16 protein-coding genes are annotated in these 12,734 nt (G+C 58.0%); 6 read left to right on the top strand and 10 right to left on the bottom strand.

Annotated elements, in window-relative coordinates; genetic code table 11:
• From ELE36_RS10280 to ELE36_RS10270, 4 genes are all read right to left on the bottom strand, one after another.
• On the bottom strand, window positions 1-426 hold the full coding sequence (locus ELE36_RS10280) for a heavy-metal-associated domain-containing protein (RefSeq protein ID WP_207215745.1): 426 nt from the start codon (window positions 424-426) through the stop codon (window positions 1-3).
• A 94-nt stretch (window positions 427-520) separates the two neighbouring features.
• Window positions 521-1,177, bottom strand: coding sequence for a hypothetical protein (locus ELE36_RS10275; RefSeq protein WP_129833018.1), 657 nt, complete (start codon window positions 1,175-1,177; stop codon window positions 521-523).
• A 263-nt stretch (window positions 1,178-1,440) separates the two neighbouring features.
• Complete coding sequence (locus ELE36_RS20960) at window positions 1,441-1,566, bottom strand: hypothetical protein (RefSeq protein ID WP_277987043.1); 126 nt, start codon at window positions 1,564-1,566, stop codon at window positions 1,441-1,443.
• Complete coding sequence (locus ELE36_RS10270) at window positions 1,563-2,000, bottom strand: hypothetical protein (RefSeq protein ID WP_165371395.1); 438 nt, start codon at window positions 1,998-2,000, stop codon at window positions 1,563-1,565. The genes ELE36_RS20960 and ELE36_RS10270 overlap by 4 nt, the downstream gene beginning before the upstream one ends.
• Here ELE36_RS10270 and ELE36_RS10265 point away from each other — a divergent pair.
• Entirely contained in the window at window positions 1,942-3,162 is a 1,221-nt protein-coding gene (locus ELE36_RS10265; RefSeq protein WP_340642606.1) for an acetate/propionate family kinase, read from the top strand. The two genes, ELE36_RS10270 and ELE36_RS10265, sit on opposite strands and share 59 nt — an antisense overlap.
• A 43-nt stretch (window positions 3,163-3,205) precedes the next feature.
• Window positions 3,206-3,373: a hypothetical protein gene (locus ELE36_RS20345; RefSeq protein ID WP_165371560.1), complete on the top strand. Its 168-nt coding sequence runs from the start codon at window positions 3,206-3,208 to the stop codon at window positions 3,371-3,373.
• Window positions 3,374-3,589: 216 nt separating this feature from the next.
• Here the strand turns inward: ELE36_RS20345 and ELE36_RS10260 are convergent, their stop codons facing one another.
• The 3 genes from ELE36_RS10260 to ELE36_RS10250 form a co-directional block, all read right to left on the bottom strand.
• Window positions 3,590-3,928, bottom strand: coding sequence for a hypothetical protein (locus tag ELE36_RS10260; protein WP_242512231.1), 339 nt, complete (start codon window positions 3,926-3,928; stop codon window positions 3,590-3,592).
• 197 nt (window positions 3,929-4,125) lie between these two features.
• Entirely contained in the window at window positions 4,126-4,998 is an 873-nt protein-coding gene (locus ELE36_RS10255) for a DUF6920 family protein (RefSeq protein WP_207215744.1), read from the bottom strand.
• A 32-nt stretch (window positions 4,999-5,030) separates the two neighbouring features.
• Window positions 5,031-5,978, bottom strand: a complete 948-nt coding sequence (locus tag ELE36_RS10250) for an Acg family FMN-binding oxidoreductase (protein ID WP_207215743.1) — start codon at window positions 5,976-5,978, stop codon at window positions 5,031-5,033.
• A gap of 323 nt (window positions 5,979-6,301) precedes the next feature.
• Between ELE36_RS10250 and ELE36_RS10245 the strand changes: the two genes are divergently transcribed.
• Together ELE36_RS10245 and ELE36_RS10240 are read left to right on the top strand one after the other, a co-directional pair.
• Window positions 6,302-6,658 (top strand): 1-acyl-sn-glycerol-3-phosphate acyltransferase, encoded by a 357-nt coding sequence (locus ELE36_RS10245; protein WP_129833010.1) that lies wholly within the window; start codon window positions 6,302-6,304, stop codon window positions 6,656-6,658.
• A gap of 317 nt (window positions 6,659-6,975) precedes the next feature.
• A complete protein-coding gene (locus ELE36_RS10240) occupies window positions 6,976-8,163 on the top strand; it encodes an Ig-like domain repeat protein (protein ID WP_129833008.1) in 1,188 nt (395 codons plus the stop codon).
• A 287-nt stretch (window positions 8,164-8,450) separates the two neighbouring features.
• Here ELE36_RS10240 and ELE36_RS10235 read toward each other — a convergent pair whose 3' ends face one another.
• The 3 genes from ELE36_RS10235 to ELE36_RS10225 are packed head-to-tail and all read right to left on the bottom strand — an operon-like array spanning window position 8,451 to window position 10,087.
• Window positions 8,451-8,639, bottom strand: a complete 189-nt coding sequence (locus tag ELE36_RS10235; RefSeq protein WP_129833006.1) for a hypothetical protein — start codon at window positions 8,637-8,639, stop codon at window positions 8,451-8,453.
• Between the two features lie 15 nt (window positions 8,640-8,654).
• A complete protein-coding gene (locus ELE36_RS10230) occupies window positions 8,655-9,770 on the bottom strand; it encodes a HigA family addiction module antitoxin (RefSeq protein WP_129833004.1) in 1,116 nt (371 codons plus the stop codon).
• Window positions 9,771-9,790: 20 nt separating this feature from the next.
• A complete protein-coding gene (locus ELE36_RS10225) occupies window positions 9,791-10,087 on the bottom strand; it encodes a type II toxin-antitoxin system RelE/ParE family toxin (RefSeq protein WP_129833002.1) in 297 nt (98 codons plus the stop codon).
• Window positions 10,088-10,402: 315 nt separating this feature from the next.
• On the opposite strand from ELE36_RS10225, the gene ELE36_RS10220 reads away from it, so the two are divergent.
• Window positions 10,403-11,434, top strand: coding sequence for a DNA-binding protein (locus ELE36_RS10220; protein WP_129833000.1), 1,032 nt, complete (start codon window positions 10,403-10,405; stop codon window positions 11,432-11,434).
• A gap of 234 nt (window positions 11,435-11,668) precedes the next feature.
• Window positions 11,669-12,454, top strand: a complete 786-nt coding sequence (locus ELE36_RS10215; RefSeq protein ID WP_129832998.1) for an enhanced serine sensitivity protein SseB C-terminal domain-containing protein — start codon at window positions 11,669-11,671, stop codon at window positions 12,452-12,454.
• Window positions 12,455-12,734: the final 280 nt, after the last annotated feature.

Raw genomic sequence — 12,734 nt, 5'->3', positions numbered from 1 at the left:
CTACGAAGGAGTCGCGCTCGCCGGTTCCGCGACGGATGCAGGCGAAGGGGGGGTAGCCGATGCCGGCGGCTCCGCACCAGGTTGCGCCGGGTCCAAGGACGGGGAGCTCGAGGGGTTCGCACTCGCAGCATCGTTTGCGACCGACGGCGTTTTCTGCGCGGTATCGGGTTTCGCTGTCGGTGCAGCCTGCGCGTCGTGTCCGTGCGGTGCAGAAGACTTGGTGGCAGGTGCGTCGCCTTCGTCGTAGCCGTTCTGTCGCACATCCGCCTTGATGTCCGCTATTTCGAGACGGGTTTCGTCGTAGCGCACGGTTGCATTGCCGGCAGCGTAGTTGACAGTCACGCTCTGGACGCCGCCCACTTGACCGATCCGCTTTTCAACACCGTCGACACTCAGCACCGACAACATGTCTCTAATATTGATCACACTTGTTTTCAACGTTTTTCCTTAACAGAAGTCACTCGATCCGTGCCGGCGAAGCGAACGAGCCAACAAAACCCCGCGCCATGCGCCATAGCCGCTACATGGTGTGTTTGATCTCATCCGCGTTGCCTACGTCAGCGCCGCTCACCATTTCGCAGGCAGCCACGGGCACCGAACGCCCATCGCGCCATGCCCAACCCACCGCCAAGAAGGGCTCGACCCGAGCCGCAACGTCGCCTTCAAATTCGAACGCCACCTTCAAACCCGACTCGATCTGCATGATTCCGGGGGGCAATGGCGCGAAATTTCCCGTGAGTTTGTCGTGCATGTGCGGCATGCAAATACCCAAGTCGTACTCCGACAATCTGCGGAGCATCGCTTGAACTTCCGGAATGTGGATCGCCGCCTGCGCAGCCTTGATTCGCGGCGGCAAACCGCGTGGAATTGCCTCTGAAGCGCTTAAAGTCATCATGATGGTCTCCTCAGCTGAAATCGACCCAATAATTGACTGGGTCAGTCGTTGTTGGTAAGGCGTTGCCAACTTTTTGAGGCAACCTCGGTGAAGTTGGCGCGCCTGCATCCGGTAACTAGAATTACGATCTCCAAGGAGATGAACCGACCCGTGAGAGCCGCCGCCGCACGCAACGATACGACTCAATCGCCAATGATCGCCGTCCACGATCAGAGTTGTGTCGGTCATGGTTATAAGAAGATATGCGCTTTCGGACCGTGCGGTCGGTGCGCTATCGAACATACGGCAACCTCTCTGCGGACAACTGGCGCTAAGTATTCGAAAATGCAGTGCCGATTGGTCGAAATTTATTTATCGCTAACGTGCGGTAGCAGACAGACGGAGTCGCGCACGACGCTCAGCATGTACTTGAAGGATCTTGCAGTTGCACCCATGGGGCATCGAACGGATCTCGCGATGGGCCGCAAACGCGCGGACAGTTTGCGAGCAAGAATCGGGATACATTTGCTGAGAGCAACATCATGCAGGGTCAATGGATTTACAGTTCAGTCTTGCTGCCTGATGCCGGCGAGGCGATCGAGTTCAAGCTCGAAGAACGCGAGCAGCCGATCTCTGGCACTTTCGCCGGTGATGTCTTTCACTCGCGTTGGGCCGACTATGGCAGAAGTCACGTGAGATCCTGGCGCAGCTTGGACAGCGATCCATCGGCGCGGTCGTTTGAAGTACCAATATCCACAACGGGTTCGTTCGCCCGTTTCTTCAAGCAATTGAAGAACATCACTTCCCGCAGTCGTGGCCGTGACCTGATAACGCCGCCGCGTGATATCGCCGAAACTTCGGCGGTTGACGCGACCACGTTGCCAGCGTCGAAGGCGGCCGCGCACGCTATCCATAGCAACCCGATGTATAGCAACCAGATGTCGTCCTGATTGTAGCGAAGCAGCTCGATATACCTAACAAACGATATATGTCTGGACAGATCCACATGCGAGTGCAGACGCGTCAAGGCTGAGATGGCCGAGGCATGAAGCGCGAAATTCCCGGAGATGGCCATGACGCGTTCTAGCACCCGCATTCTGACGATTAACGGTGGTTCATCGAGCATCAAGTTTGCACTATTCGATGCGGTAAGCACGCCACGGCAAATACTATCTGGCATGATCGACGGGATAGGACTATCCGATGCGACCTTTCGCGTAAAACATGTAACACCGGCCGATAGCTTTTCCCGCGAGGTGACCGCCCCGGATCGAGCCGCCGCGGTTGGCATGCTGATGGACTGGATCGAGAAAGACGCGTCCTGCGGTGTGCTGACAGCGGTTGGTCATCGCGTCGTGCATGGCGGTCCCAAGTATTTCGAACCACAGTGCATCACGCCCGAAATGCTTGACGAGCTGCAGCGACTGACGGCGTTCGATCCCGAGCATTTGCCCGAAGAGATATTGCTGATCGAGGCGTTTCGCCATCGTTTCCCGGAGCTGTCACAAATTGCATGCTTCGACACCGAGTTTCATCGCGATCTACCGCGCGTTGCCAAGCTGCTGCCCATCCCTCGCCGCTACGAAGCCATGGGTGTGCGGCGCTACGGCTTTCATGGATTGTCGTATGCGTTTCTGATGGAAGAACTCGCGCGACGCGATGTTGTGGTGGCCACGGCGGGTCGGGTGATTCTTGTCCACCTCGGCAGCGGCGCGAGCCTCGCGGCGGTGCGCGATGGAAAGTCCATCGATACCAGCATGAGTTTCACACCGACGTCCGGCATACCGATGAGCACGCGTTCGGGCGATCTTGATCCGGGATTGATTGGATATCTAGCGCGCACCGAAAAAATGACCGTGCAGCAATTCAACGACATGGTCACCACGCAGTCGGGGTTGCTTGGTATTTCGGAAACCAGTTCCGACATGCGCGACCTGCTGGCGCACGAGACACTAGACGTACGGGCGGCCGAGGCCGTGGCGCTGTTTTGCTATCAGGTGAAGAAATGGATCGGCGCTTTCGCGGCGGCGTTGGGCGGAATCGACACGCTGGTATTCGCCGGCAGCATTGGCGAGAACTCTCCCGTCGTCAGGTCGCGTATTTGTGCAGGACTAAAATTTCTCGGCGTTGAACTCGTCGAAGAAAAGAACGCAATAAATGGAGATGTGATTTCGATCGCGACGGCCGCAGTTTCAGTCCGCGTCATTCGCACCGACGAACAATTCATGATCGCGAAGTCTGTCATTCGCATCCTCGCGATTGTCCCCAACGGAAATCGTCCACAATGAAATCGCAGATGCTGACTTCACACCTGAAGCGAGGTACGATCCCATGATCGCGCCGCTGCTGGTCGACATCGCACACCAGATGGTGGAGCGGGCAAGGGCCCGCTCGCGATGGACGAGAGCAACGGCACGTGCAACAAGCGGTTTGCTGCGCTCGGCGCCTCAGTTGGTCTCGCGCAAGTCACTGTCCATCACTACCCAGCATTTCAAATGAGGCTGATGACAGTTCCGAAGTCCACACGCGTGATCTTCATTGAATTCGTAAGACCCAACGACTTTAATTTAGCTTTGACGTTTTTGGATCCAGCTCGGCGACATATCCCGGCCGTGTCGTTTCTGACTGCCAGTCAGTAAAAGCTACAATCTCATCGTCACGCATTGCGCTACGCATCCTTAGAATTTCCGATTTCTGCGCTCCGATTTGGTTCACTCACGCAACATGTCGGAGCGGCTGCTGCAGTTCCATGACGTCCAACGTGAAATCCAAAGGTATCTGAATGAGCTCCGCCGGACACCGTTTCTCGTTATACACATCGACGTCCGTGGCCAGTTGCACACAATCGCCAACGATTTGCCCACGTCGTTGAGCAAATGACTTCACAAAATGCGCGTGGGGGGCGTTGGGATCATCAAGGTCTGCCGAGAGCGAAAGCGTCCGTGTTCCACGCTTTTGTGTCGCGGCGTGCTTCGCACGATAGCGCCTTCCCAGACGATCGACTCGGTATTCTTCGCGAAATGCTTGGGCAATATGCGTGCGCTGGAAGTACATGACCAGAGTTCCGGCAGAACGTGATCAGCGCGCTGGCGTGTTGATTAGCGAATAAAAAGGCCTTCGCTGAACGGCCGCTTTGTGCCCAAAAGTGCCGGTCGCGACTGTCCGCTTTACGGCCGCTCAATCGACCGTATGAACATTCGGGTATGGGACGGCTGCGGACGGGCCGCCGCTTCGGTGCTTTCATTATCGGATCACGTTTGGAACTCGTAGACCAGTGACGTCAAATCACCCACGAAGTAGGACTTCCGCCCTTCCAGGCGTAGCCAAGCGGCCTCGCCACGGGTCGGCACCATCATTCCGTAGCGCAGCTGATAGTTCGAAACGCTGCAGTCCCAAGGCAACATGACCATGTCCTTGCCCACACCCGAGCCACGCGCGTCGGCATGCACTGACGTGATGAACCCGGCCGGGTCGAATTGAAACAGCAGGGTCAGGCTGATCGGGCCGTCCACCAGCGTGGCATTCGCCGAGCTGTCGTCCACCGCCTCCCAGCGCACGCCCTGACTGGGCAGCAGGGCCGTCGGGTACCACGCCATCTCGGCGAAGTAGCGCATCAGTTCGCCGCGGGCGATCTCGCCGCCGCCCTGCACGTCGGCCACCGTGAACAGGCCCAACAGCGCCGCGTGCAGCGTGCCCGTGCCTGCGATGTAACTGTCGTGCACGGTCGCGGTCGAAAGGGCGGCCAGCCCCGGCAGCATGGCCACCCGGCCGTTCCACAGGAAACCTGGATGGTGGACGACGGCGCGCTGCCAGGAGGTGAAGGGCTTCCAGCTCTCGCCAGTCGCCGACATGTTGATCGTGCCGGAAAGTTCGAACGTTGCAACGGTAATGAACGGTTGGCCGTCCTTCAGCACCGCGCGGAAGTAGCGCTGAACCGGCCCGGGAAGAACATCGATCTCGCGTGCGTCGTAGAGCCCCGCAAGCGCCGGCAGCCGGGCAGCTTCGAGCAGCGCCAGTTGCTCCTGTGTTGCGCCGGCCCAGCGCGATCTGCCGAACGCGGCGAGGCCTGCAGCAGCGGCGACCAACAGGCCGATGCCCAAAGTCGTCCATCCCATCAAGTTCATGACATGACTCCGTTTGTTTGCAGCTGGCGCCTTCAGGCGAGGACCGCCTGCACCGGCCGCCGCATCGAAAACGGCATGGAGGGGCCGCGCCCGAAGCGCACCACCAGGTCAGGGCGTTCGCCGGCCTTCAGGCCCAGCCACGCTGCGAACTGCGGCCGGACCGTGCTGACCTCGACGGGCTGATTGAGGAAAGCATTGCGGATGCCCAAAGCCGTGGCCTGCAGCGCGAAGCGCTCGTAGCAACGTCCGGCTTCGACCCAATGGGCCTTGTCGTTGCGCTCGGAGGCAAACACAGCGATGCCGGCTGAATTGCGAATCTGCCGGGAGTAGCGTTCGTTCTCGGACTTCGGCGTGAAGAACAGGCCCATCATCCGGCTGGCCAGCCACCGAGGCAGCGCGGGGTTGCCCGTGGTGCCCGCGAAAAGGCCATCACCGGTGCGCAGCGCTTCGTCAGCGCTGAATCGGATCCATGCCTTGAGTTCTGCGACAAACGCGGCATCGTTCATCTGCGCCGTGTTTCCCTCGACGACGTACGCAAGCACGCTTTCCATCGCCGGGCGCGCCGTCAACAGCCGCACGCTGACGCCGTCTCCTGTACCTGCCTGTTCCAGCTGGCTTAGTTCGGGTGTGGAAATCGGTTGGCCGTCGTAGTCGCCACGCGTACATTGCCTTTCGAAGATTGCTTGAAACAACGGCGAAATCCGCCCCTGTGTCGCCTCCAGGTTCACTGCGATGCGCCCGTCGCCGATGGGATCGAAGCGCGGCTCGGCATGGAGCCCGGACGCAAGAGCGGCATGCACCATGTTCTCGGCCGCGCAACCCAAGGATACGAAAAGGTGATGGTCGTCCGGGTCGACGGCCGGGCAGCGGCGCGTAAGGTCAGGAGCAATCAAGATCGAACTCCCGGAGATCCGGAAGCGCCAGCACTGGGTGTTGTGGCTCGAAGGGGCCAAGGTCGCCAGGCGCACCAGTTCACGCATTGGGAAACTGGCCGTGCCGGACGATTGCAGCCCTCCTCCTCTCAGGGAGCGGGCGACGCTCTGCTCGGCATCGGTCGATGAACAAGCCGTCAGGATTGGCGCGGCCGTGAGACAAGCAGCCGCTAGAAGCAGCTGCCTTCTGGAATGGCTGTGGGGCGCGCTGATGAGGACTTCGCTTATTGGTCGCATGGGCCAACCGTGCCCGATTCGGCCAAACCTGTCTGTTCGTTCCCACACGCACCACGCACCGAGAAAAGGGGCCGCGAGAAAAGGGGCCAGAGTAAATATACGATTGAAACGGTAATTTACTCTGGCCCCTTTTTTTGCGGTTCCGCTGGCCGCTGGGCTGGGTCCTGCGACGCTTCGGCATCATGCCGGTCGATCGCGCACGCGCGCATGGCGTGGTCGATCAGGTCGTCGAGCGCTTTGATCAGTCCGCCACGATGTGGTTCGTGCTTGCGCCCGAAGGCACGCGCAAGCGCGTCGAGAACTGGAAGACCGGCTTCTGGCACATCGCCCGCGACGCCAGCGTGCCGGTGCTGTGCGCGTATTTCCACTATCCGACCCGCACCGTCGGCATCGGCCCGATCATGCACATGACGGCCAACCTCAAGAGCGACATGGCGCGGGTGCGCGACTACTACCGGCCCTGGATCGGCAAGAATCGCGGGACCACCTGAGGGATTGCGCGCTGAAAAGATGTGATCGCAGTATCGCCAATGCATGATCGACACGGATGTCGTGACCGCCGCTTCGTGCCCCGCGCGGACACTTTGGCGCATCCACTTTCGGGACGACAATTGACGGGTGCAATAGTGAGCGGCTTTGCGCAGCGTCAGAGTCTGGCCTAGGCCGATGCAAATGACGCGGGACGTGCGTAAGCTCATGGGGTCGGTTGCCCGTGATGCGGCAGCGCATCGTGTAGAAGTGTCGGAAGCCGCCACGATTGACCGGCACCGATCTTGCTGCCTGCAACGATTCATCCAAGGGGAACTTCATGAATATCCGCAATCGTTGGGTTCTGGCGCTGGCGCTGTGCGCGGCCGCTACAGCGGCCGAGGCCGCAACCATAGTCACGCTGGGCAGCGGATTCAACTCTCCCGCTAGCGTCGCGGTCGATGGCAGCGGCAATGTCTTCGTTGCCGATGCCGACAACAATGCGGTGAAGGAAATCCTGGCGCCGGGCTATACCACGGTCAACACGTTGGGCAGCGGATTCAACTCTCCCCGGGGTGTCGCGGTCGATAGCAGAGGCAATGTCTTCGTTGGCGACTACGGCAACAATGCGGTGAAGGAAATCCTGGCGCCGGGCTATACTACGGTCAATACGCTGGGCGGCGGCTTCAGCCGCCCCATCGGTGTCGCGGTCGATGGCAACGGCAATGTCTTCGTTGCCGACTACGACAACAATGCGGTGAAGGAAATCTTGGCGCCGGGCTATACCACGGTCAACACGCTGGGCAGCGGGTTCGCCCTTCCCCAAGGTGTCGCGGTCGATGGTAGCGGCAATGTCTTCGTTGCCTTTGCCTATAACATCTCAGGCAGTGCCGTGAATCAAATCCTGGCGCCGGGCTATACCACGGTCAACTCACTGAGCAACGGGTTCAACAGCGGGTTCAACCAATACATCGGTGTCGCGGTCGATGGCAGCGGCAATGTCTTCGTTGGCGATTCCAGCAACAATTCCGTGAAGGAAATCCTGGCGCTGGGCTATACGACGGTCACAACGCTGAGCAGCGCGTTCCTCGGCCCCTACGGTGTCGCGGTCGATGGCAGCGGCAATGTTTTCGTTGCCGATACCGGCCACAGTGCCGTGAAGGAAATCCTGGCGCCGATCAGCGTGTCCACGAGTTGCATGATGACCTTTGTCGGCAACCAGCCATTCAGCATGGTTGCCAAGGTCACAGGTACGACGCCGACAGGCAACGTAACCTTCAACAATGGCGAGACGGTGCTCTGCAATCGCGTCGCCCTGAGTTCCGCCAGTGCACGCTGCACGGTGAGCACGCTCGCCGTGACGGGTTCAAATGCGGCGGGCCGCTACAGCTTCACGGGGAACTACAGTGGCGACAGCAACAATCCCCCAAGTAATTCAACGGCGCTCACGGTGACCGTGCTGAACGCGAGCGAGGTCATCTTTAGAAATGACTTCGAGCTTGTTCCGGCGTCATGCCCGACCCATTGATACGTACGAGCTGACAATTAAAAGCTGTAGATCGCTTGCCACTCAAACTCACGCTACAGACGCGAAAACATTATCGCTATCCCGCGCATTCGCAGTGGCGCATTCAAAACTGTACGCGTTGACCACATTGAGTGGCCGCCTTGGCCGGAGCCTCGGATGGCAGCTATCTGGAAGGCCAATCGAGGCTAGGAATGGCTGGTTCTGGCCGAATCCAGCCATTGGTGAAAGGCAAACCCTACACACTGATCATGAACGGAACGCTGATCATGATCTACCGGAACTGGTGATCAATGTCTCCGGAATACGCAGGCAATATCGATTGCGACAAATTCAATGACCGTCTTTATGCTCGGCTTGTGCAATCCGTTGTGGTACGCCCATTCGGCAACAGCGTGCGGATCAAGCAAGCCGTCGGAGCCTACTTCGGCCTTGTAACGTTCCACATAGTCTTTAACTGCATTCAAATATCCCGACATAACGGTTTCTCCTGTTTATGCGGTATGTACGACGCCCCACCCATCGGTGAGGGCTGACGAAGTGACGAATTGACGAACCTTGGCCTGATATTTTCGGAACAAGTCATAGCGACCCAAGCGACGCTGCAACTGACCCACGACCAGCCCTGGATGTACGCCAATTCTCTGCGCAAATAGCAAGACGCGTTCTTCCTTGAAGAAGGGCGAGACTCGCGCCACGAAACCGCTCATCTCATCGCGAGAAACGCAGTATTCCGCCGCCGCTGCATTGGCAATGGATTCCTCTTCATTTACCTGATCGGCTGCTGTGCCTTCGATATCCTGATCGAGAATGTATCCATGCTCTAACGCATGGCGGCACAACACATGTTCGAGTTCGTGTCGCAACACGAACCAAAAGTTATCGATACGATCCAGTCGTAAAGAGAGGGCAACGACGGGCTGCTCGTTAGCTGTCCAAAAACACGCGCCGTCAATTTTTGCGCCGGGAATGGGTTCGACTACGACGAATCTCACGCCGCATTCGGCCAAAATTCGTGCGACATGACGTGTCTCTTCGGGCGCAGTGAGCAATGCCGATAGCCTGGGAAGGGCTGCACGAAGGGTGGACTCGGAATAGGCAGGCATCACCATTTCTGTTGCAAGCCGACGCGCGCGAAACAGCCACGCGAGTTGCACCATCGTCGCAGGGGTTTGCGCTTCAGACTTCTTGGCAGCATGTGCAAAATGAATTTCTGCATCCAGACGATCGACGTTAAAAAATGTCCGAAACTGTTGCTCGAGCACTTCGACCGATTTCGTGCCTTCGATCCATCCGCGTTTGATCATTTCACGAACAGGAAATTGACCATAGAGACCAGCGCGCCGCGCGATCAAGCCGTCGGTCGCGCGCACCTTGGATAGCTGAAACTGGCTCTCGAGATTCATCCACAGTTCTGGTCCAGTGCCCAGCGAGTCGCCAAGCTGGATCGCCGTCTCCGGCGTGATCGCCTTTTTCCCGGCGATGATCTCGTTGATCAATCGCACGGGGCGGCCGATAATTTCTGCGAGCTCAGTCTGCGACCAACCACGCGCATCAAGTTCGTCCCGGAGGAATTCGCCGGGCGGAAAGGTTTCCGCGAAATTGTTCATAAATTATGTCCTTAGAAAAGTCAGTGATAATCCACAATCGATATGATCACCGCGAGTTTGCCGGTCTCGTCTTGCAGCAGCCGCAAGAGCAAGCGCCGTTGATCGTTCAGTCGCATCGAGCGTTGACCGTCTCGGTTACCCTTAAGCTTTTCGTAGTGAAGTGATTTCATGGCATAGAACGTCCGCTCGTCGACGGCTGCTCGAATCAACTGCATACGCTTCCGAAACGCCTTCACGATGGCGGCGTCGAAGCCGGAGGTGAAACTCGGATCAGCTTCCAGCCGTTGAAGCGATGGGTCTTCAAATTTCACGTCCATGGACAGATCATGCGCTTTCGATAAAACACTGTCAATGACCGCTATTACACTTAGTGTAATAAACACAATGTATGTGGTCTAGACTCGCTCATCAATTGGCAATGGGTACACGTCGCCACCAATCTGGGTCGCGCAAGCTCGATCTGGGCATTTCGTAATGTGCCGTGGTCAGAATGACGCTCGAGCGAGCATAACGCGGGATAACATCACATTATCCCGCAATATATTTTGCGAATTTTGCGTTTCTATTTCGTATGAAATAGTATGTAATTACATGGTATGTAATACATTACGAAATATGCAGGAGACCCAGCGATGGCACGTGGCGGCTTGTACAAAACCGATATCGAGAAAGCTCGAAATGCCGTGATCGCGGAGGGACGGCATCCTTCTGTCGATGCCGTGCGCGTCGAACTGGGGAATACCGGCTCGAAGACTACGATCCACCGGTATCTCAAGGAGCTGGACGAGGAACAAGGCCAAAGCCTGGCCGGTAAGGTCGCCATCAGCGATGCATTGCAGGACTTGGTGACGCGGCTTTCTGCACGCTTGCACGAGGAAGCGGAAGCGCTGATCACCGAGGCCAAGGGGCGTTTTGACGGCGAATCACGCCGGCAAGCTGATGTGGTGGAGCAGCGCGCGCAGGAAAACGTGGCGCTCAGCGATCAGATACAACGGGGTGAGGTCGCCTTGCAGACCGAGCGCGCCGAGCATGGCCAGACGCGTCAGGCGTTGATCGACGCCCACTTGGCCAATAGACAGCTCGAAGAACGGGTGGCTGGCCTACAGCAGCGAGTTGCCGAGCACGAAACACATACGCAATCGCTGGAAGAAAAACACCGCCATGCCCGGGAAGCGCTGGAGCACTACCGCACCTCGGTCAAGGAGCAACGCGAGCAGGAACATCGCCGGCATGAGCACCAGGTACAGTCACTGCAGGTGGACGTGCGCGCGGTCGCGGAGAGCATCACTGCCAAGAACCACGAGCTGCTGCAGCTCAATCGCGATAACGCCCGGATGCTGGAGCAAGGGGCCCAGCAGGAAAAAGACTTGGCCCAAGCCCGCCGCGATCAGCAAACGCAGCAGCATGCGATCGAGGAACTTCGCCCGCTGGTCGGACAAAATCAGCGGCTTCAAGAGTCCTGGCTCGCGGAGCAGCGCCGTGCTCAGAGCCTTCAGAGCGAACTGGAGGCGAGTCAGTCAGCCTTGGCGCGCGAGCGTACGGCACACCAACAGCGCGAGGCCGATCTGGCGCGGGTACAAGCCCGACTGAGTGTTTTGGAGGACGTGTTCGGCAAACTGCGGATCGCCCCGGAAGAGCCACAGACCAGCGCAGTGACGGAATAGAATCGAAGCTAAAAAGCATCAGCGTGGCGCAAGCAATTTGCTCAATGCCACGCCGGAAAATATAGTGAGCCAAGGGGATCGAGGATCCCAACGCGGAAAAGTACAGGGGGGAACTTGTGCGCTCTTGGCTCGCGGCGAAGCCTAAACATTTTCGGATGAATCAATAGTGAAGCGCTGTGGCCGATTTTTGAATTCGTTTCTTGAGATCATCACGGCTAGGGTACGATCGGCGTCATGAAAAATGAACGCATCTATGTCGATTCGCCATTGACGGGCTCGGACATCCCGCCCGCCAAAATTTCTTTGGATGAGCTGGAAAGATTGCGGCTGCGTGCCATTGAGCACCGCGATGAAGTCCCGTTTTTTCGCGCGCTATTGGACGCCAATCTCTACGCCCATACGCCGCTTTCCGACGACTCGGGTCGACTTCGCCTGATTCAATTTCCACATCCCGATACGGGGCAGGAGTTGCTTCCTGTTTTCACCGACGCGGCCCAATCCCACGCAGCAGCGCAAGGCCTTCACAAAGTGTTGGTCATGCCGGGGCGAGACCTGTTCGAACTCACGCTTGGCGCCACGCTAATAATCAATCCGAATCGTGATGCCGTGACTCTCTACCCGGAGGAGATCCGAGAACTCCTCGAAACGGGAGTGGTGGCACACATCGATGTCGAAACGCTTCAAGAGCCCATAACGATGGCTTTCAGACAGCCCGTGCGCGCACCTGATTGGATGGAAGAGTGGCTAAGGCAACTATTTGCACAGCTCCCCTACATCGAGTCGGCGTACTTGGTGGAGATGTTTCCGCCGGACGCCATCGAGAAGGGAGCGTTACTCATTGCCGTTGGAGTCACGCCGGCGAATACGGAGCGCGCCGGGCGAGCCATAACGACAAAACTACAACCCAAATGCGAAGGCCTTCAGGTCGCCGTTGAACTCATGCCGTTTGACCCGGCCGGCGAGCTGCCGAACTGGGTCGGTATGCTGGGTGTTCAGCCAATTTACGAGCGCGCAGTCTAGACCGTCACAAATTGCATCAAAAGCAATACGCCGCGAAAATGACTGCCCGCCGCTAGTATTGATTCCATTAGGTTTTTTTCGCTAGACCGTCGCAAATTGCATCAAAAACATGATCACCCCGGATCGCTACATCTTCACGGCGAACTATAGTAGCGACAGCAACAATCCCCCAGCGGTTCAACGGCGCTCACGGTGACCGTGCTGAACGCGAGCGATATCATCTTTCGGAATGACTTTGAAGTTGTTCCAGCATCATGCCCGACGTATTGATACGCACGAG

The sequence above is a fragment of the Pseudolysobacter antarcticus genome (assembly GCF_004168365.1).
In the GTDB taxonomy this organism is placed as follows: Bacteria; Pseudomonadota; Gammaproteobacteria; order Xanthomonadales; family Rhodanobacteraceae; genus Pseudolysobacter; species Pseudolysobacter antarcticus.
Note: the sequence above shows the minus strand (reverse complement) of the source record. Positions and strands in the feature narration are given on the sequence as shown.